Source organism: Bacillus sp. MT(2024) (assembly GCF_036362845.1).
Classification (GTDB): domain Bacteria; phylum Bacillota; class Bacilli; order Bacillales; family Bacillaceae; genus Bacillus; species Bacillus velezensis.
On sequence record NZ_CP143632.1, the window covers coordinates 1653220 to 1673559 of the forward strand.

Here is a 20340-nt window from a genome sequence, read left to right on the forward strand (position 1 = left end):
GCCGGCAAAAGGCTGCTTTTCTTCATGATGTATGATTTTACATTTTTTAACGCAGTAAGGTGATGAGTGTGGCAAAGAAAAAACGGAAATCTAAAAAGAAACAAGAGAGTAAGCTCAATGTAAAATACGAACTAAGCGGACTGCTCTGTGTTGCAATCTCGATTATTGCTGTTTTGCAGCTCGGCGTTGTGGGACAGACATTTGTGTACTTGTTCCGTTTTTTTGCCGGAGAGTGGTTTATTTTATGCTTAATTGCGCTCTTCCTTCTCGGAATTTCGCTGTTTTGGAAAAAGAAGAGTCCAAGCCTTTTAACGAGAAGAAAGGCAGGGTTGTACTGTATTATCGCCAGTATTTTGCTGCTGTCTCACGTGCAGCTCTTTAAAAATCTGTCTCATCACGGGTCGATTCGGTCGGCAAGTGTCATCGGCAACACGTGGGAGCTGTTTATGATTGACATGAAACAGCAGGCTGCTTCCCCTGATTTGGGCGGCGGCATGATCGGCGCGGTACTGTTTGCAGCTTCCCACTTTTTATTTGCATCAACGGGTTCACAGATCATGGCGATCGTGCTGATCTTAATGGGGCTGATTCTTGTAACGGGGCGTTCACTGCAGGAAACACTCAAAAAGTGGACGAGCCCCGTCGGCCGGTTTATCCGCAGTCAATGGCAGGCATTTCTTGAGGATATGAAGACGGTCAGAACGAATATGTCTTCGCCGAAAACAAAAACCAAATCGGGCAAAAAACAAAAACGGGTTCAAAAGAAAAAAGAAATGCCTGAGCCCGAAGAAGAGGATGAGGAAATCATTTCGCCGATCATCCATTCAGAGCCGATTATTTCAAGCTTTTCAGACCGTCAGGAAGAACGCGTCGAACCGCTGATTCCGGAAAAAACGCAGGAGACGGCGCAAGCGGCAAAAGATGAGCCTTCCGGCGGCGCTCAAGACAGTGACGAAACGGCTGCCGCTCCGCCGATGACGTTTACAGAGCTTGAAAATAAAGATTATCAAATGCCTTCATTGGATATTCTGGCTGACCCGAAACATACCGGCCAGCAGACCGATAAGAAAAACATTTACGAGAATGCAAGAAAACTCGAACGGACTTTTCAAAGCTTCGGGGTAAAGGCGAAAGTGACCCAAGTTCATCTCGGCCCGGCGGTCACAAAATATGAGGTGTATCCGGACGTCGGGGTCAAAGTCAGTAAAATCGTGAATCTGAGCGATGACCTCGCGCTCGCGCTTGCCGCCAAGGATATCCGGATAGAAGCGCCGATTCCGGGTAAATCAGCAATCGGCATCGAGGTGCCCAATGCTGAAGTTGCGATGGTTTCGTTAAAAGAAGTGCTTGAATCCAAGCTCAATGACAAGCCGGACGCGAAGCTTCTGATCGGCTTGGGACGAAATATTTCCGGGGAAGCCGTGCTTGCCGAACTGAACAAAATGCCCCACCTGCTCGTAGCGGGGGCAACGGGAAGCGGAAAAAGCGTCTGTGTCAACGGTATTATTACGAGCATTCTGATGAGGGCCAAACCGCATGAAGTGAAGATGATGATGATTGACCCGAAAATGGTTGAGCTGAATGTGTATAACGGCATTCCTCATCTGCTTGCGCCAGTCGTGACAGATCCGAAAAAGGCCTCGCAGGCTTTGAAAAAGGTCGTCAATGAGATGGAGCGCCGCTATGAGCTGTTCTCCCATACGGGTACGAGAAATATAGAAGGCTATAACGACCATATTAAGCGGTCAAATGCCGAAGAAGAAGTCAAGCAGCCTGAGCTGCCGTACATCGTCGTCATCGTTGACGAGCTTGCCGATCTGATGATGGTCGCTTCGTCCGACGTGGAAGATTCAATTACGAGACTTTCACAGATGGCGCGGGCGGCGGGAATTCATTTGATTATCGCGACTCAGCGGCCTTCAGTTGACGTTATTACCGGTGTTATTAAAGCCAACATTCCGTCAAGAATTGCCTTCAGTGTTTCATCTCAGACCGATTCACGGACAATTTTAGACATGGGCGGCGCTGAAAAGCTTCTGGGGCGCGGAGACATGCTGTTTCTGCCTGTAGGCGCGAATAAGCCTGTCCGGGTCCAGGGAGCATTTTTATCGGATGAAGAGGTTGAGCATGTCGTCGATCATGTGATTACGCAGCAAAAAGCGCAGTATCAAGAAGAGATGATTCCGGAAGAAGTGTCGGAAACACACAGTGAAGTAACGGATGATCTCTATGACGAAGCGGTCGATTTGATTATCGGCATGCAGACGGCATCAGTCTCCATGCTTCAAAGGCGGTTCAGAATCGGATATACGAGAGCAGCCCGTCTGATTGACGCAATGGAGGAACGGGGCGTCGTCGGGCCGTATGAAGGAAGCAAACCGAGGGAAGTACTATTATCTAAGGAACAATATGATGAGCTCTCTTCTTAAAAAGGAGAGAGTTTTCACTGAAAATGATATCACCAAAATCATTCCTATTTATTTTTTTATTAAAACATGATATAGTTGTCCCAATTGTTCAATAATTTATGAAAGTGGTTTACGGAGGGGAAACATGTCTACAAAAGCTGACAATCGTCACTTGTACCTAAAAGTGATTGAGCGAATCAAAGAGGATATACAAAACGGAATTTACACCGAAAAGGAAAAGCTTCCTTCTGAATTTGAGCTTTCAAAATCTATGGGTGTCAGCCGGGCAACTCTGCGTGAAGCTTTGCGTATCCTTGAAGAGGAGCATGTGATTATCAGAAGGCACGGTGTGGGCACTTTCGTCCATACAAAACCGCTGTTTCTTTCAGGTATTGAACAGCTCAACAGCGTGACGAAAATGATTCAGCAGGCGAACATGGTGCCGGGTACGATTTTTTTGTCGTCTCAGGTCATCACGCCGTCTGATGAAGATATCGCTAGATTCCGGCTTGAGCCTGAGCAGGAGCTTTTTTATTTGGAACGCGTGAGAACGGCAAGCGGCACTCCGGTCGTTTACTGTTTAGATACGATTCCGATGCACATTCTGCCGAATTCTTTCTGTCATGAACAGGAATCTATTTTTGATCTTTTGGAAAAAAACTCTGGGTCTGTGATCAGCTATGCCGTTGCTGATATCGAACCGATCGGATATCACGATACGATTTCACCGGTTTTGGAATGCGAGCCGGAGACGGCGCTTTTATTGCTGAAGCAAACCCACTATAATCAGAATGATGAACCTGTGCTGTATTCATTAAATTATTTCCGGGCTGATAAGTTCAGTTTTCATGTTGTAAGAAAACGTTTTTAAGACAGACGCGTCATGTGTCTGTTTTTTTATTTGCCGCTTCAATACATACTTTGTTTTCCGCAAGGCACAATAAAACAGGAAACAACCAAGTATAGTGAATGGGTGAATAAGTTGAGTAAGAAGAAAAATGGAACAAAAAATATCATTGCTCTGGCTTCTGTACCGCTCGTGATGACACTCGGGAATTCCATGCTGATTCCTGTGCTTCCGATGATTGAAAAGAAGCTGTCCATATCGTCTTTTCAAGTATCGTTAATTATAACGGTCTATTCGATTGTGGCGATTATTTGTATTCCGATTGCCGGATATTTGTCCGATAAATTCGGAAGAAAAAAGGTTCTTCTGCCTTGTCTTCTCATAGCCGGTGCGGGCGGAGCGCTTGCCGCGATAGCTTCCACCGCGTTCAAGCATCCTTATCCCATTATTTTGGCGGGACGGGTGCTGCAAGGAATCGGTTCGGCAGGGGCGGCTCCTGTAGTGATGCCGTTTATCGGTGATTTATTCAAAGGGGATGATGAGCGGATTACCGCGGGGCTCGGCGACATTGAGACGTCAAACACGGCCGGGAAAGTATTAAGCCCGATTCTCGGATCGCTCTTGGCTGCATGGTTTTGGTTTATGCCGTTTTGGTTCATTCCGTTTTTTTCGCTCATCAGTTTTTTTCTCGTATTGTTTTTGGTGGCAAAGCCGGAGAAACAAAAAGAAGCGCCTTCTATTTCCGAATTTGTGAAAAATGTCGGCCGCATATTTAAGCGTGACGGACGCTGGCTCTTTACGGTATTTATCATCGGCTGCGTGATTATGTTTTTGCTGTTCGGGGTTCTTTTTTATTTATCAGACTCACTGGAGAAGAAATACGGAATTGACGGTGTGGCTAAAGGAGCGCTTTTGGCAATCCCGCTTTTATTTCTATCCGTCAGTTCATATATATCAGGCAGAAAAATCGGGAAAGACCAAGGCAAAATGAAGTTTTGCATTGTTTTCGGAATGAGTGCCGTGACACTGTCGTTTATCGGCCTATGGTGGAATCACAGTTTTTATTTATTATTTATCTTTTTGTGTGTCAGCGGTATCGGTATCGGAATAGCATTACCGGCATTAGACGCTGTCATCACAGAAGGCGTAGACAACGAGGAATCGGGAACCATCACCTCATTTTATAACAGCATGCGGTTTATCGGAGTAGCGGCGGGACCGCCGATCTTTGCTGCCCTGATGTCAAATGCAGGCTGGCTGATTTTTATTTTATCCGCTTTTTGCGGCATTGTGTCTGTATTTTTAGCGCTGTTAAATATCTCATCACAAGAAAAAGAAAAAAAGGAATCATTAAAGACGGTGTAATCTGCACTGTCTTTTTTTATTTTATTTTGAAGATTGACATGATACCGTCAAGTCGTTATCCTTTTTAATAGTTAAACATTTTAACTATTGGAAGGAGGGGGAAAAGGTGCATGAAGAAAAAGTAAAGCAGCTGATTCAGCGTTATTCCGATGTATACCTGCACGTCTTAAAAAAAATTGACAGCATTATCGCTGAAAAAGTGAACAAAGAGCTGACATTGGATCAATATTACATACTCCGCTATATTATGCTCAATCCGGATTGCAAATCAATTGAACTGGCCGCGGTGTGCCACGTCAACAAAAGCGCCATTACATCGATGACGAACCGCCTGTATGAAAAAGGCTACATCAATAGAGAACGCAGCCAAAGCGACCGCCGGAGCATACTTTTAAATGTCACGGAAAAGGGGACGGAAGTATTTCACCGTGTGGAGCGGCGGATTGAGGAACTCGTCCGTTCATATATTATGTATTTTGATGAAGACGAGGCGGAGATGTTCGTTAATACATATGAAAAATTATATCGATTGATGATGACAGAGGAGGATCAGCAGACATAATGAAAAACATTATCCGAGCCCGCTGGATCATCGCCGCGTTATGGATCGCCGCAACGGTGATATTTATGCTTACAGCGCCTGATATGGCTGAATTGACACGGGAGAAAGGGCAGATTTCCGTACCGGACGGATATTCCTCTTCTTATGCCCATGAATTGCTTGATGAAATGTCTGATTCAGATGCACCGTCTTCTTCTGCCGTCATCGTATTTCACGAAAAAGGCTTAATGACAGACAAAAAAGATCGTCTGGAAGAAGCCGTCAGCACTTTGTCTGAACAGAAAAAAGCGCTTCAGATTAAAACGGTGACTTCATACTTCGGGGAGAAAAATGACGACATCAAAAAACAGCTGCTGTCAAAAGACAGACAAACGATGCTCGTTCAGCTGCAGCTTGATACATCCAAAAACGATATCCTCGAAATAAAAAATAAAATTGATAAAGAGCTAAAACCGTACGGCGTATCATACAGCATTACAGGCCAGTCGCTGATCGACGAAGATGTGTTAAAAAGCTCACAGGACGGCTTGAAAAAGACTGAATATATAACGGTCGCTTTTATCCTGATCGTGCTGATCCTTGTATTCCGGTCAGTGGTCGCTCCGTTTGTGCCGCTTTTATCTGTATTGATATCTTATTTAGTCAGCCAGTCGATTGTCGCATTTTTAGTCGGCCAGCTGAATTTTCCGCTCTCAACTTTTACGCAGATTTTCATGGTTGCGATTATGTTCGGAATCGGTACAGACTACTGCATTCTGCTTCTCAGCAGATTTAAAGAAGAACTGTCGCATGGCGCTGATATAAGAGAAGCGATCGTCGTCACCTACAAAACGGCCGGAAAGACGGTTTTGTACAGCGGCGGTGCGGTGCTGATCGGATTTGCCTGCATCGGATTTGCGACATTTAAGCTGTATCAGTCGGCAGCCGCCGTTGCGGTCGGTGTCGCGGTGTTGCTGCTTGCGCTCATGACGATCGTGCCGTTTTTTATGGCTGTTTTAGGAAAAAGACTGTTTTGGCCTGTTAAGGGCGATATTTCCCATCCTCAAAGCAAAGCATGGGAAACGGCAGGGCGGTTTTCATTTAAAAGGCCGCTCATCAGTCTTGCAATCGTTGCGGTATTCACCGTCCCGCCTATCCTTCTTTACAAAGGATCGCTATCTTACAACAGCCTTGACGAAATCGGGGACAAATATGAATCCGTCCGCGCGTTTAATACGATTTCAGGCGCATTCGGCCCGGGAGAACTTCTTCCGGCCACAGTCGTCATCAAAAATGATGAGCCATTAAATACCGAAAAACACCTGATTGATATCGAAAAAATCAGCAGAGAACTTGAAAAAACAGAGGGTGTAAAAACGGTCAGAAGCGCCACGCGCCCTGCCGGAAACGGATTGAATCAATTATTTGTCACAAATCAGGCAAAGCAGCTTCAAGAAGGGCTTGATAAAGGCAATACAGGACTTGAAAAAATCACGGACGGATTAGGGCATGCCGCAAAGTCGTTAGCTGATTCACAGCCGCAGATCGAAGAGTCGGGGAAAAGCGTCAATCAGCTTATTAACGGAACATTGTCTCTGAAATCCGGGCTTTCTGATATAGGAGAAAACCTGAATAAACTGCAGGCTGGCGTGAATGAGAATAAAGCCGGCGTCGCCCGGATGAGAAATCAGATTGAAGAGCAAAAACAAATGCTGACTTCACAGCTCAAACAAAACAGCGGTCTCGCTTCAGAAACGCAAAACGCTTTAAAATTGGTAAAAACCGTCCTGCCGATGAAAGATGAAGCCAGCAGACAGCTTGCCGATTTGAACAAGCAGCTTGCCCGGCTGCCGTTTGCAAAATTGGAAGCGTCAATACCGTCAGTCAAAACCGATCCCTCTTACAAAGAAATCAAATCGGCCTTTACGGGTGTACAGTCAGCCGTTTCCAAGGCAAACGCGGATGCAGAAGCGTTTTCTAAACAGGTCGACAGTCAAAAGGATCATCTGCAGCAAGCTGAAAAACAATTTGCCCGGCTGGCAGCCGCTCAGAAGAAGATTGACACTCAAATTAACGCAATGATCAATGGATTGACCAGTATTGAAAACGGTCTGCAGCAAGTGTCAGACGGACAGGGGGCTCTTGCAGGACAAATGCCGCGCCTTGAATCGGCGGCAGGACAGCTCGCGGAGGGTCAGAAAAAAATGAAGAGCGGTCTCGGTGATTTTTCTTCCCGGCTCAGCGATCTTTCTTCAGGCCTTAACGATAGTGTAAAAGGGCTTAAGAAAGTATCAAGCGGCATGATGGGGGCGAATGATTACCTAGGTGAGCTTCACAAGGCGTCAGATAAAGAAATGACAGGCTGGTTTGTGCCGAGAGACGCGTTGACAAACAGTGATTTCACAAGCGTGTTTAATACGTACATGTCAGATGACAGAAAAACGACAGAATTGACCGTCGTTCTTGATAACAATCCTTACTCAAATACGGCCATTCAAGATATTCAAGCGATCAAAGCGAGCGTAAAAAGAGCCATTCCGAACACGGATCTGAAGAATGCCTCTTTCGGCGTTTCGGGAGTCTCCAGCATGAATGCCGATCTGAAAGAAGTATCGGATTCAGACTTCAAACGGACGGCAATGTTTATGCTGGCGGGAATTTTTCTGATTCTCATCATAATGCTGCGCTCTCTCATTATGCCTGTTTATTTAGTGGCGTCGCTCGTACTGACGTATTTCGCATCCATCGGCGTGACGGAATACATCTTTACACACTTCTTCGGGTATCCGGGCGTAAACTGGGCCGTACCGTTCTTCGGCTTTGTTATTTTGATGGCTCTTGGTGTGGATTATTCCATCTTTTTAATGGACCGCTTTAATGAGCTGAAAAAAGAAGGAACGGGGCCCGCAATGATCAGCAGTATGAAAAATATGGGTTCCGTCATCATTTCTGCGGCGATTATTTTAGCGGGAACCTTTGCGGCCATGCTGCCGTCAGGCGTTCTTTCCTTATTACAGATTGCAACCGTGGTATTAACAGGCCTTCTCATGTACGCAATTGTCGTCCTTCCGTTTTTTGTACCGGTCATGGTGAAAATATTCGGAAGAGCCAACTGGTGGCCTTTCAATTTGAAAAAATAACGTACAATGCCTCTGCCTGTTTTCGGGCAGAGGTTTTTTGTTTCCTTATAAATCCTCCAGTTGATATAATTACATCTGCGCACTCTTTTTTGCGAATGCTGAAATTTGGTCATAATACATACTATTAAAGAATGAACGAAGGAGGTTTCACATGACTTATGTAAATGAAATGAAGTCAAAGCACGGCGGGATCACCGCCCATATCGTAAAGACTGAGAAATTTAAAACCGTTTCGCTGACGTTTAAAATGCTGGCTCCTTTAACGAAAGAGCTTGTAACAAAAAGGGCGCTGTTCCCGCATGTGCTTCTGCGCGGAACAGAAAGCCGCCCGAAAACCGCTGATCTGCGTTCTTATTTTGATGAGCTGTACGGCACATCCGTTTCAGCTGATCTGACAAAAAAGGGAGAACGTCATGTCATTACGTTCAGACTTGAGATTCCTAATGAAAAGTATCTGAAGGACCGCACACCGTTATTGGAAAAAGGCCTTCAGCTTTTATCAGAGCTTGTCTTTTCGCCCGCTTTGGAAAACGGCGCCTTCCTGCCCCTTTATGTCACGCAGGAAAAACGGACGCTGAAACAGCGGATTCAAGCCGTATATGATGATAAGATGAGATATTCTAATCTGCGTCTCGTTCAGGAAATGTGCAAAAGCGAACCGTATGCCCTTCACGTCAACGGCGAGTTCGATGATGTTGAACACATTACACCGCAAGATTTGTATGAAGCCTATCAAAAAGCCATACGCGAAGATCAGCTGGACCTATACGTCATCGGCGATGTTGATTCAGATCAGGTGAAAACGGCCGTTGATACGTATTTTAAAACGGAAGAACGGGAGCTGCAGCCTTTTGAAAGAAGCGCGGCGAATGAACAGCCCGATCCGAAGGAAGTCATTGATGAAGAGGACGTCAAGCAGGGCAAGCTGAATATCGGATTCCGGACCAATACGACATACACAGATCCGGATTATCCGGCATTGCAGGTGTTTAACGGGCTGTTCGGGGGGTTCTCTCATTCAAAGCTGTTTATAAATGTCCGTGAAAAAGCGAGCCTCGCCTATTATGCAGCCTCAAGGGTGGAAAGCTTCAAAGGGCTTTTGATGGTCATGTCGGGCATTGAGGTGAAAAATTATAAGCAGGCCGTCACCATAATCGAAGAACAATTTCAGGCTATGCAAAACGGTGACTTTTCAGAGGACGATATCGCCCAAACGAAAGCCGTTATTAAAAACCAAGTGTTAGAAACGATTGATACGGCATACGGCTTATCGGAATTTCTGTATCAGCAGGCTTCAGCCCAAGTGGAAATACCGATCGAAACTTTCCTCGACAATATCGAGAAAGTGACAAAAGAGGACATTATCAATGTCGGAAAGAACATTAAGCTGGATACGACTTATTTCTTAAAAGGGACGGGGGGAGCATCTTGACTAAACCGATAAACTTCGAACAGCTTCAGGAAACGCTGTATCATGAAAAAATGGCAAACGGCCTTGATGTCTATGTGCTGCCGAAACAGGGTTTTAATAAAACATACGCCGTGTTTACGACAAAGTACGGTTCCATTGACAATCAATTCGTTCCTTTAAATAAGGAAGAAATGGTACACGTCCCTGACGGAATCGCGCATTTTCTGGAGCATAAACTGTTTGAAAAAGCGGACGGCGACGTGTTTCAGGACTTCAGTAAGCAGGGGGCGTCGGCAAATGCCTTTACATCATTTACACGAACCGCTTATCTGTTCTCCAGCACTTCTAATGTAGAGAAAAACCTGGAAACACTCGTGGATTTTGTTCAGGACCCGTATTTCACGGAAAAATCAGTTGAAAAAGAAAAAGGCATCATCGGCCAGGAAATCAATATGTATGATGATAATCCGGATTGGCGGCTGTTTTTCGGCCTTATCGAAAATATGTATAAAGACCACCCCGTGAAAATTGACATTGCCGGAACGGTGGAGAGCATCTCTCATATTACGAAAGATCTGCTGTATGAGTGCTACGAAACGTTTTATCACCCGAGCAATATGCTGCTCTTTATCGTCGGTCCCGCAGATCCTGAAGCGGTCATCAGCCAGGTGCGGAAAAACCAGGAGAAAAAGCCGTTTACAGACCAGCCTGAAATCAAACGTAAAGAGGTTCAGGAGCAGGAAGCGGTTTTCCGCCGGGAGCAGGAATTAAAAATGAACGTGCAAGGCTCAAAATGTCTTGTCGGTTTAAAGGCGAAAGACCCTTATAAAACGGGGCGGGAGCTGTTGAAGCACGAGCTCAGCATGAACCTCATGCTTGAATGTCTCTTCGGAAAAAGCTCACCGCATTACGGCAACTTGTACGATAAAGGCTACATTGATGAAACCTTCAGCTTTGATTACACGGCTGAATACGGATTCGGTTTTGCCTCTGTCGGAGGAGATACACCGGAGCCGGATAAGCTCGCTGACGAATTAAAACAGATGCTGCTTGATGCAGAATCAGCCGTGACTGCGGAAAAACTTGACCTTGCGAGAAAAAAGAAAATCGGGTCATTTTTAAAAGCGCTCAATTCACCTGAATATATCGCCAACCAATTCACACGCTACGCCTTTTTAGATATGAGTCTGTTTGATGTCGTAACCGTACTGGAGCAGATCACCCTGGAAGACGTAAAGCGGGTCATTAAAGAAGAAATATCAGAAGACAGGCTGACAGTCTGCAAAGTCGTGCCAAAATCATAACAAAACATCCCTCACGCCCTGAGGGATGTTTTTCTGGGGAAAGAAGGAGTATTGATTGATGAAACAGACAGCGCTCGTAACCGGAGCAAGCGGCGGAATCGGACAAAGTATAAGTGAAGTCCTCGCAAAAAACGGATATGACGTCCTTTTGCATTATCATTCTCATAAGGAAGCCGCACACAGGCTTGCGGAAAGGCTGAGCGCATCATTCGGCGTAAAAGCCTCCGTTATACAGGCGGATCTGTCCTCACCGGATGGCGCGGAGACACTCAGCCGTTCCGTTAAGCAGCCTGTGGATGCTCTGATATTAAACAGCGGCAAAAGTCATTTCGGCCTGATTACGGACGTTACGGATGACACGGCGCGGGAGATGGTGCAGCTGCATGTGGCGAGTCCGTTTCTTTTGGCGCGTAATCTGGTGCCCGGCATGATCCGGAAAAAAAGCGGGGGCATCGTCGCGATCGGTTCCGTCTGGGGAGAAACAGGCGCATCGTGCGAGGTATTATACAGCATGGTCAAAGGAGCGCAGCATTCGTTCGTCAAAGCGCTTGCCAAAGAGCTCGCTCCGAGCGGCGTCCGCGTGAATGCAGTCTCGCCGGGTGCCGTTGATACAAATATGCTTGATCAGTTCACGTCTGATGAAAAAGAAGCGTTGGCAGAGGAAATTCCCGCGGGCCGGCTGGCGAAGCCGGAGGAAATCGCCGAAGCGGCGGCCTTTTTATTATCGGACAAGGCTTCCTATATTACGGGGCATATATTATCCGTAAACGGCGGCTGGCACTGCTGAAAAAAATGTGTGTATAGTTTGCATCTGCACGGACAAAATAATTTTGTAACAACAGATGAAATGGAGGAACCCAACATGTCAGTATTAGAAAACTGGGATAATTGGAAGAATTTCCTTGGCGACAGATTGAACTATGCGCAGGAAAAAGGGATGAGTGATGAAACAATCACTGACCTCGCTACAGAAATCGGCGGTTACCTTGCGAACGAAGTCGACTCGAAAAACCATCAGGAAAAAGTGCTTGCTGATCTTTGGAGCGTTGCTTCTGAAGATGAACAGCGCGCCATCGCAAATATGATGGTGAAGCTTGTTGAAAATAACAGCACTCATTAAGAGGGGGGATTTCTCCTCTCTTTTTTTATGTTTTCCTCTATAGAGCAACATTCTTCTTTCTAATTAGAGAAAAATGTTTTATGATAAAGGAAGGTAAAAATTTGCCACAATGGAGGGGGTATATCATTTGGCAAAGCTCGAATGGTATTTTGAATATGAAATTCAAGTGAACCGCCCCGGCCTGCTCGGGGATATTTCATCTCTTCTCGGGATGCTGTCAATTAATATTGTCACAATTAACGGTGTCGACCTTTCCAGAAGGGGAATGCTGCTCAGATGCCGGCATATAGATCAAATTAAACGATTGGAATCAATTTTAAAAACAATGGAGACCATTAAAGTAACGAAGCTGAGAGAACCGAGGCTTCGCGACCGTCTCGCAGTCCGCCACGGAAGATACATTCAGCGTGATGCCGATGACAAAAAAACCTTCCGTTTTGAAAGGGACGAGCTCGGTCTTCTGGTTGACTTTATGGCCGAGCTGTTTAAAAAAGAAGGGCACAAACTGATCGGAATCCGAGGAATGCCGAGGGTCGGAAAAACGGAGTCCATCGTTGCGTCAAGCGTTTGTGCCAGCAAAAGATGGCTTTTCGTATCATCAACGCTGCTAAAACAAACGATCCGGAGCCAGCTGGTTGCCGATGAATACAGCACGGAAAACGTGTTTATCCTCGACGGCATCGTTTCGACAAGACGGGGATCTGAGCGCCATCTTCAGCTCGTCAGTGAAATTATGCGGCTTCCGGCGACAAAGGTCGTGGAGCACCCCGATATTTTTGTTCAAAATTCGGAGTATACGCTCGATGATTTCGATTATATTATCGAACTCAGAAATGATCCTGACGAAGTCATTACATATGAACATGCAGAAGAACCGCAAATGTTTGATCAGACCGGTTTTTCAAGCTTTGATTTTTAATATTGGAAGGTGTTTGTTGTGACAGAATTAGCAATCCGGCTTAAAGAAGCCAGAGAGGAAAAAGGGATGTCATTGGATGAACTCCAGGCGGCGACGAAAATTCAGAAAAGATACTTAACCGCTCTGGAAGAAGGCAATTATGACGTCATTCCCGGCAATTTTTATGTGCGGGCGTTTATCAAGCAGTACGCTGAAGCTGTCGGGCTTGATTCAGATCAGTTATTTGAAGAATATAAAAAAGACATCCCTAACACGTACCATGACGATGTGTCGGAAAAAATCTCCGGTCTCGCCATGCAAAGGGAGCTTCCTAAGTCCGCTTCAAAGGCGGCGGAATGGCTTCCGACCGTCCTTGTCGTCATCGGTGTCATTCTCGTCATCGCGATCATTTATGCGATTATTCAGTTCGGAATGAGCAAATCCGGGCAGACAGACGGAGATAAGGCCGTCACCCAAAGTGAGAGCAAGTATGAGATTCCTAAGGATTCTGCGCTGAAAAACGACGGCAATACAAACGACGAAGCGCAATCTGACAGCAAAAAAGACAAAAAGGACACAAAAGCGTCAGAGCAGAAAAAGAAAGAAAAAAGCAGTGATAAGACGGAGATCAAAGCGGCCGGAACGGAAGGCTCGGCTTCTTCATACAACGTCTCCGGGGCAGATAAGTATAAGCTTGAACTGATTGCTTCTGACAGCGCATGGATCCGCGTCCGTGATGACAGCGGCGGTTCTTTAAAAGAAGGAACGCTGCAAAAAGGCGAAACCTTTAAAAAAGACGTCACGGATCAAAAGCAGATTGAAATCCGCACGGGCTATGCCCCTAACCTGAAAATTAAAATCAACGGAGAGGTTCTGTCCTATGAACTCAATCCGCATGATGTGATGGCGCAGACCATCACAATCAAGATGAAAAAATAAAAGGGGAAAAGTCATCTGAACGATTAAGATGACTTTTTCTTCACGTCCGAGTACATATTATTGGAGGGGCTTTATGTTTAACTTACCGAATAAAATCACACTGGCAAGAATCGCTTTAATTCCTGTATTTATGATTATCATGCTTGTTCCTTTTCATTGGGGCAGCGTTCATATAGGGGATGAATCGATTCCGGTCGCGCATCTTACGGGAGCTGTTTTATTCATTATCGCATCAACGACTGACTGGGTGGATGGCTACTACGCCAGAAAACTGAACCTCGTGACAAACTTCGGGAAATTTTTAGATCCGCTGGCTGACAAACTGCTGGTGTCCGCGGCATTAATTACGCTTGTGCAATTTGACCTTGCGCCGGCGTGGATGGTCATCATCATCATCAGCCGCGAATTTGCCGTAACGGGATTAAGACTTGTGCTGGCGGGAACGGGGGAAGTTGTAGCCGCCAATATGCTGGGGAAAATTAAAACATGGGCCCAGATCATCGCTGTTGCCGCGCTTTTGCTGCATAATCTTCCGTTTGAGCTCGTTTCTTTCCCGTTCGGCGATATCGCTTTATGGGTGGCCGTGCTCTTCACAGTCATTTCCGGCTGGGATTATTTTGCGAAGAACTGGGATGCGTTAAAAACATCTAACTAAGGAAGAAGGACTTAAAGATGGAAATAGCAAAAAAAGCAGAAATCATTGCGGTCGGCTCGGAGCTTCTGCTCGGCCAGATCGCCAATACGAACGCGCAGTTTATCAGTAAAGAGCTGGCGGAAATCGGTGTAAACGTGTTTTACCATACCGCTGTCGGTGACAATCCGGAGCGGCTTAAGCAAGTCATCCGCATTGCCGAAGAGCGCTCAGATCTGATTATTTTTTCAGGCGGCCTCGGACCGACCAAGGACGATTTAACGAAAGAAACCATTGCAAACACACTGGGGCGCCCGCTCGTTCTGAATGACGAAGCATTCCGGTCGATCGAAGAATATTTCGTGAAAACAAAACGGACCATGTCGCCGAATAACCGCAAACAGGCGCTCGTCATTGAGGGCTCGGACGTTTTGGCGAATCATTTCGGCATGGCGCCGGGAATGCTTGCAGAGCACGGCTCAAGGCTTTATATGCTGCTTCCCGGACCGCCGAGCGAGCTGCGTCCGATGTTTGAAAATGAAGCGAAACCGCTGCTTCTTAAAAAGCTTGGTTCTAATGAGAAAATCGTTTCAACCGTGCTGCGGTTTTTCGGAATCGGTGAATCCCAGCTTGAAGCTGATTTAGAAGATATCATTGACGCGCAGACGAATCCGACGATTGCGCCGCTTGCTGCTGACGGCGAGGTCACGCTGCGTTTAACGGCGAAACATGCTGACGAAAAAGAAACAGAACGGCTTTTAAAAGAAACGGAAGCCGCCATTTTAGAACGTGTCGGTGAATTTTTCTACGGATATGATGATACGTCCCTGGTGAAGGAGCTTTCAAAAGCATGCAGACAAAACAAAATCACGATTTCTTCTGCCGAAAGCTTTACAGGCGGCCTGTTTTCAGAGTGGGTGACTGATTTAAGCGGTGCGTCTCAACTATTTGCAGGGGGCGTTGTCTGCTATTCCGACAGCGTGAAACAGCATGTGCTCGGCGTGAAAGCTGAGACGCTCGCAGAAAGCGGAGCGGTCAGCAAAGAGTGTGCGAAAGAGCTTGCAGCCGGTGTGAGAAAGCTGACCGGAAGCGATATCGGCATCAGCTTTACCGGAGTTGCGGGCCCCGATCCGCAGGAAGGGCATGCGCCGGGCCGCGTCTTTATCGGCATTTCGGCGGAAGGAAAAGAAGAGGTGCACGAATTTCACTTTGCCGGCTCAAGAACCGGAATCAGAAAGCGCGCCGCTAAATACGGCTGCCATCTCATTTTAAAAATGCTGGATCAAAAATAAAGTTTTAAAGAGCCGTTTTCTCTGATTTTTAAGTTTTATAAGGGAAATTATGCTCTTTTGCAGAAAAGCGAACGCGGAAAAAATCCGAATATGCGTTCGCTTTTTTCTTGGCAAATGCCAGTAAACAAGGTATAGTATATGTAGTGGCAAGATAAAGGAGGAAAAAATAAATGAGTGATCGTCAGGCAGCCTTAGATATGGCTCTTAAGCAAATAGAAAAACAATTCGGCAAAGGTTCCATCATGAAGCTCGGAGAAAAAACGGATACAAGAATTTCAACGGTGCCAAGCGGCTCCCTTGCACTTGATACCGCTCTCGGAATAGGCGGATACCCGCGCGGACGGATTATTGAAGTATACGGACCTGAAAGTTCAGGTAAAACGACTGTAGCGCTTCACGCAATCGCTGAGGTTCAGGAAAAAGGCGGACAGGCCGCATTTATTGATGCTGAGCATGCTCTTGATCCTGTTTACGCGCAAAAGCTCGGTGTCAATATCGAAGAGCTTCTGCTTTCTCAGCCGGATACGGGAGAGCAGGCGCTTGAGATTGCTGAAGCGCTGGTGCGAAGCGGAGCTGTTGATATCGTAGTCGTTGACTCTGTTGCGGCGCTTGTTCCAAAAGCTGAAATTGAAGGTGACATGGGTGATTCACACGTCGGTTTACAGGCGCGTCTTATGTCTCAGGCGCTCCGTAAGCTTTCCGGCGCCATCAATAAATCTAAAACAATCGCAATCTTTATTAACCAGATTCGTGAAAAAGTCGGCGTTATGTTCGGAAATCCGGAGACGACACCGGGCGGCCGCGCGCTGAAATTCTATTCTTCCGTGCGTCTTGAAGTGCGCCGTGCCGAGCAATTAAAGCAGGGCAACGACGTGATGGGGAATAAAACGAGAATTAAAGTCGTAAAAAACAAAGTCGCTCCTCCGTTCCGTACGGCTGAAGTGGACATTATGTACGGTGAAGGAATCTCCAAAGAAGGGGAAATCATCGACCTTGGAACTGAACTGGATATCGTGCAAAAAAGCGGTTCGTGGTATTCTTATGAAGAAGAACGCCTCGGTCAGGGCCGTGAAAACGCCAAGCAGTTCTTAAAAGAAAATAAAGACATCATGCTGATGATTCAGGAACAAATCCGTGAATATTACGGTTTAGACAATAACGGTGTAACGGACAAAGCGGAAGAAGTTCAGGAAGAGATGGAATTAGAAGAATAAAAACACGATCAAAAGAGCGGAGTAAGCAATTTCCGCTCTTTTTTTTGTGTGTTTCAAAAAACACTGGCTGTTTCGGAAAATTTTATCTGGAATGTTACAACTTTTTTCACCCTTCACTCGTCTAACATCATGGCGAAAGTTGAAATTATATCTGAGGAGGAAAAAAGATGACGAGCCCCCGCCGCACAAGAATAAATAAAAAAAGAAAGAAGAAGCTGATGAAAACGGGAGGGCTGTTTCTTTTTCTGCTGCTTGTCACTGTTTTTATTATGATCTGGACCGTCACAGCGCATCATCGGGAGAAGGAATCCGTTAAAAATGCTCCCGCCGCTCAATCTGATACTTCAAAAGACCAGACTCAACAGAAAAAAGAAAAGACGCAAAAAGAGAAAACACCTAAATCAATCGATCGCAATAAACAGATCAGCAATTACTTGCAACAGATCGGGTTCAGCGGCACAGCAATGATCGTAAAAGATGGAAAAGTTGTGCTGAAAAAAGGCTTTGGCTATGCGGACCGAAAACAAAAAATTAAAAACAATCCGGAGACATCATATTATATCGGTTCTTCACAAAAAGCGTTAATCGCGACGGCTGTCCTGCAGCTTGAAGAAAAAGGGCTGCTGCAGACGAGTGACCCCGTCAGTACATACTTGCCGAATTTTCCTAACGGCACGCGCATTACATTGAAAAACCTGCTCAATCATACGTCCGGCATAAACGGGCATATTGAGGGTCGGGGACCGATTTCTCCAATTGATTTAATCAAGGATATAGAATACCGCGGAATTAAACGGCAGCCCGGGGTTTGGGATTACAGGGATTCCAACTATTCAGTGCTTGCTTATATCGTATCTCAGGTCAGCGGGGAGTCTTATGAACAATATATAAAAGAACACGTGTTCAAACCGGCCGGAATGAAGCATGCCGGATTTTACAAAACATTTGCTGAAGCCAAATATCCTGCCGTCGGCTACAAAGTCGATGAGAGCGGCAGTCTTGTAACGCCGCACCTTTTGGATTTATCGCAGCTGTACGGGGCGGGCGACATGTATATGAGCGCTGAAGATCTCTATAAATTTGATAAAGCGATCGTAAACGGCACGCTCCTTTCAAAAGAAAGCTTCACAAAAATGTTTACAGCAGGAAGCAGTGCCGCTTACGGGATGGGGTTTTACATTGATCCGGGAAGCTATTCCAATCACGGTGTTATGCCCGGTTACAACATTTTGAACAGCTTCAGCCATTCGGCAAGCAAATATGTCATATTACTGTCAAACATTCAGAATAACGCCAAATTAGGACAGGTAAACAATAGAATTTACCAATTGCTTAACCAGGCGGACTGACAGAGCCGTCATTCACGAAAAGCGGAGGAAGGTATGGTATGATATATACATGGGCGACGATCCGAGCTGAAGGCGAATCGTTAAGCTGGCAAGCTTGACAAGTATTTCCGACACAATTACAATGAAGTTGTAACATTTGTTTTTTTAACATGATTGTTAAACCATTTAAACTTGACAAGGGCATGAGAGACTCATTCCCTGTGAAGGTTCTGTATGTTGAGAAAATCAGACAATGTACATGCCGGCACTTATTTAAGCAAAAACCAAGTTCATAGCAAGAGGAGGTGAAAGTATGACCCCAATGACGGTTCTCATCTCCATTTTGCTGACTCTGCTCGGTTTAGTTGTTGGCTACTATGTTCGTAAAACCATTGCCGAAGCAAAGATTGCGGGCGCACGCGGTGCTGCCGAGCAAATCCTTGAAGATGCAAAGCGTGATGCTGAAGCACTGAAAAAAGAAGCTCTGCTTGAAGCAAAGGACGAAATCCATACACTTCGAATAGATGCTGAACAGGAAGTTCGTGAAAGACGAAATGAGCTTCAAAAACAAGAAAACCGTTTACTTCAAAAAGAAGAAAATCTTGACCGTAAACACGAAGGAATTGATAAACGGGAAGCGATGTTGGAGAAGAAAGATCATTCTCTGAATGAACGACAACAACATATTGAAGAGATGGAAAGCAAAGTGGATGAGATGATTCGTATGCAGCAGTCAGAACTCGAACGCATTTCGAGCCTGACACGGGATGAAGCGAAACAAATCATTCTTGACCGGGTTGAAAATGAGCTTTCACATGACATCGCCATCATGACAAAAGAAACCGAAAACCGTGCGAAAGAAGAGGCAGATAAAAAGGCGAAAAACATTCTGTCGCTTGCTTTGCAGCGCTGTGCAGCAGATCATGTTGCCGAAACGACGGTATCGGTCGTCAATCTTCCGAATGATGAGATGAAAGGACGTATCATCGGCCGTGAAGGGCGTAACATTCGTACGCTTGAAACGCTTACAGGTATCGACCTGATTATTGATGACACACCTGAAGCAGTCATTCTTTCCGGATTTGATCCGATCAGACGGGAGACGGCAAGAATCGCTCTTGATAAACTCGTTCAGGATGGCCGTATTCATCCGGCGCGCATTGAAGAAATGGTTGAAAAATCCCGCCGTGAGGTTGATGACTATATCCGGGAAATGGGTGAGCAGACGACGTTTGAAGTCGGCGTTCACGGACTCCACCCGGATCTGATCAAGATCCTCGGCCGGTTGAAATTCCGTACAAGCTACGGGCAGAACGTACTGAAACATTCTATGGAAGTTGCGTTTTTAGCCGGTTTAATGGCTTCCGAGCTTGGAGAAGATGCAAAGCTTGCCAAGCGGGCCGGTCTTCTGCATGACATCGGTAAAGCAATTGACCATGAAGTGGAAGGAAGCCACGTGGAAATCGGAGTGGAGCTTGCGACCAAATATAAAGAGCATCCAGTCGTCATTAACAGTATTGCGTCACACCACGGAGACGAAGAGCCGACTTCCATTATCGCCGTTCTGGTCGCTGCCGCTGATGCACTGTCAGCCGCAAGACCGGGCGCGAGAAGTGAAACGCTCGAAAACTATATCCGCAGACTTGAAAAGCTTGAAGAAATCTCCGAGTCTTACGAAGGTGTTGAAAAATCATTTGCGATTCAGGCCGGCCGTGAAGTTCGCATCATGGTGAAACCGGACTCCATTAATGATTTAGAAGCCCATCGTTTGGCGCGTGATATCCGTAAACGAATTGAGGACGAGCTTGATTATCCGGGACACATTAAAGTGACCGTGATCAGAGAAACTCGAGCCGTAGAGTATGCAAAATAAAGTGATGCTTAGCGCATCACTTTATTTTT

General features: G+C 45.9%; 16 protein-coding genes. All 16 read left to right on the forward strand.

The window, feature by feature from the left end; genetic code table 11:
- Positions 1 to 68: 68 nt before the first annotated feature.
- The 16 genes from VP472_RS08360 to rny all read left to right on the forward strand — a co-directional run bounded on the left by VP472_RS08360 (position 69) and on the right by rny (position 20311).
- Positions 69 to 2429 (forward strand): FtsK/SpoIIIE family DNA translocase, encoded by a 2361-nt coding sequence (locus VP472_RS08360; RefSeq protein WP_146276792.1) that lies wholly within the window; start codon positions 69 to 71, stop codon positions 2427 to 2429.
- Positions 2430 to 2553: 124 nt separating this feature from the next.
- Positions 2554 to 3279, forward strand: a complete 726-nt coding sequence (locus VP472_RS08365) for a GntR family transcriptional regulator (protein WP_015388224.1) — start codon at positions 2554 to 2556, stop codon at positions 3277 to 3279.
- A gap of 111 nt (positions 3280 to 3390) precedes the next feature.
- Complete coding sequence (locus tag VP472_RS08370; protein ID WP_071391824.1) at positions 3391 to 4620, forward strand: bacillibactin exporter BcbE; 1230 nt, start codon at positions 3391 to 3393, stop codon at positions 4618 to 4620.
- Positions 4621 to 4726: 106 nt separating this feature from the next.
- Positions 4727 to 5182: a MarR family winged helix-turn-helix transcriptional regulator gene (locus VP472_RS08375; RefSeq protein ID WP_003154157.1), complete on the forward strand. Its 456-nt coding sequence runs from the start codon at positions 4727 to 4729 to the stop codon at positions 5180 to 5182.
- Positions 5182 to 8301 carry an MMPL family transporter gene (locus VP472_RS08380; RefSeq protein WP_146276794.1) on the forward strand — a complete coding sequence of 1040 codons (3120 nt, stop codon included), beginning with the start codon at positions 5182 to 5184 and terminating at the stop codon, positions 8299 to 8301. Before VP472_RS08375 ends, VP472_RS08380 begins: the two co-directional genes overlap by 1 nt.
- A 151-nt stretch (positions 8302 to 8452) precedes the next feature.
- A complete protein-coding gene (yfmF, locus tag VP472_RS08385; RefSeq protein ID WP_094246928.1) occupies positions 8453 to 9733 on the forward strand; it encodes an EF-P 5-aminopentanol modification-associated protein YfmF in 1281 nt (426 codons plus the stop codon).
- On the forward strand, positions 9730 to 11016 hold the full coding sequence (gene yfmH, locus VP472_RS08390; RefSeq protein WP_070081837.1) for an EF-P 5-aminopentanol modification-associated protein YfmH: 1287 nt from the start codon (positions 9730 to 9732) through the stop codon (positions 11014 to 11016). Before yfmF ends, yfmH begins: the two co-directional genes overlap by 4 nt.
- A 58-nt stretch (positions 11017 to 11074) precedes the next feature.
- Positions 11075 to 11803 carry an elongation factor P 5-aminopentanone reductase gene (gene ymfI, locus VP472_RS08395; RefSeq protein ID WP_146276796.1) on the forward strand — a complete coding sequence of 243 codons (729 nt, stop codon included), beginning with the start codon at positions 11075 to 11077 and terminating at the stop codon, positions 11801 to 11803.
- Positions 11804 to 11878: 75 nt separating this feature from the next.
- Positions 11879 to 12136 (forward strand): DUF3243 domain-containing protein, encoded by a 258-nt coding sequence (locus tag VP472_RS08400; RefSeq protein ID WP_003154150.1) that lies wholly within the window; start codon positions 11879 to 11881, stop codon positions 12134 to 12136.
- Positions 12137 to 12263: 127 nt separating this feature from the next.
- Entirely contained in the window at positions 12264 to 13055 is a 792-nt protein-coding gene (locus VP472_RS08405) for a DUF3388 domain-containing protein (protein WP_003154149.1), read from the forward strand.
- 18 nt (positions 13056 to 13073) lie between these two features.
- Positions 13074 to 13973 carry a helix-turn-helix domain-containing protein gene (locus tag VP472_RS08410; protein WP_070081839.1) on the forward strand — a complete coding sequence of 300 codons (900 nt, stop codon included), beginning with the start codon at positions 13074 to 13076 and terminating at the stop codon, positions 13971 to 13973.
- Between the two features lie 73 nt (positions 13974 to 14046).
- Positions 14047 to 14628 (forward strand): CDP-diacylglycerol--glycerol-3-phosphate 3-phosphatidyltransferase, encoded by a 582-nt coding sequence (gene pgsA, locus VP472_RS08415; RefSeq protein ID WP_003154147.1) that lies wholly within the window; start codon positions 14047 to 14049, stop codon positions 14626 to 14628.
- A gap of 17 nt (positions 14629 to 14645) precedes the next feature.
- A complete protein-coding gene (locus VP472_RS08420; RefSeq protein ID WP_077722211.1) occupies positions 14646 to 15896 on the forward strand; it encodes a competence/damage-inducible protein A in 1251 nt (416 codons plus the stop codon).
- 170 nt (positions 15897 to 16066) lie between these two features.
- Positions 16067 to 17110: a recombinase RecA gene (gene recA, locus VP472_RS08425; RefSeq protein WP_003154145.1), complete on the forward strand. Its 1044-nt coding sequence runs from the start codon at positions 16067 to 16069 to the stop codon at positions 17108 to 17110.
- Positions 17111 to 17277: 167 nt separating this feature from the next.
- Positions 17278 to 18459: a serine hydrolase domain-containing protein gene (locus tag VP472_RS08430; protein WP_077722212.1), complete on the forward strand. Its 1182-nt coding sequence runs from the start codon at positions 17278 to 17280 to the stop codon at positions 18457 to 18459.
- A 292-nt stretch (positions 18460 to 18751) separates the two neighbouring features.
- Positions 18752 to 20311 carry a ribonuclease Y gene (gene rny, locus VP472_RS08435; protein WP_003154140.1) on the forward strand — a complete coding sequence of 520 codons (1560 nt, stop codon included), beginning with the start codon at positions 18752 to 18754 and terminating at the stop codon, positions 20309 to 20311.
- Positions 20312 to 20340 lie beyond the last annotated feature (29 nt).

What these genes read in the sequence shown, in the direction of transcription:
- VP472_RS08365 (WP_015388224.1), top strand. Translation starts at nt 2,554, where the DNA reads ATGTCTACAAAAGCTGACAATCGTCACTTGTACCTAAAAGTGATTGAG.
- VP472_RS08380 (WP_146276794.1), top strand. Translation starts at nt 5,182, where the DNA reads ATGAAAAACATTATCCGAGCCCGCTGGATCATCGCCGCGTTATGGATC.
- yfmF (WP_094246928.1), top strand. Translation starts at nt 8,453, where the DNA reads ATGACTTATGTAAATGAAATGAAGTCAAAGCACGGCGGGATCACCGCC.
- ymfI (WP_146276796.1), top strand. Translation starts at nt 11,075, where the DNA reads ATGAAACAGACAGCGCTCGTAACCGGAGCAAGCGGCGGAATCGGACAA.
- VP472_RS08400 (WP_003154150.1), top strand. Translation starts at nt 11,879, where the DNA reads ATGTCAGTATTAGAAAACTGGGATAATTGGAAGAATTTCCTTGGCGAC.
- pgsA (WP_003154147.1), top strand. Translation starts at nt 14,047, where the DNA reads ATGTTTAACTTACCGAATAAAATCACACTGGCAAGAATCGCTTTAATT.
- VP472_RS08420 (WP_077722211.1), top strand. Translation starts at nt 14,646, where the DNA reads ATGGAAATAGCAAAAAAAGCAGAAATCATTGCGGTCGGCTCGGAGCTT.
- recA (WP_003154145.1), top strand. Translation starts at nt 16,067, where the DNA reads ATGAGTGATCGTCAGGCAGCCTTAGATATGGCTCTTAAGCAAATAGAA.
- VP472_RS08430 (WP_077722212.1), top strand. Translation starts at nt 17,278, where the DNA reads ATGACGAGCCCCCGCCGCACAAGAATAAATAAAAAAAGAAAGAAGAAG.
- rny (WP_003154140.1), top strand. Translation starts at nt 18,752, where the DNA reads ATGACCCCAATGACGGTTCTCATCTCCATTTTGCTGACTCTGCTCGGT.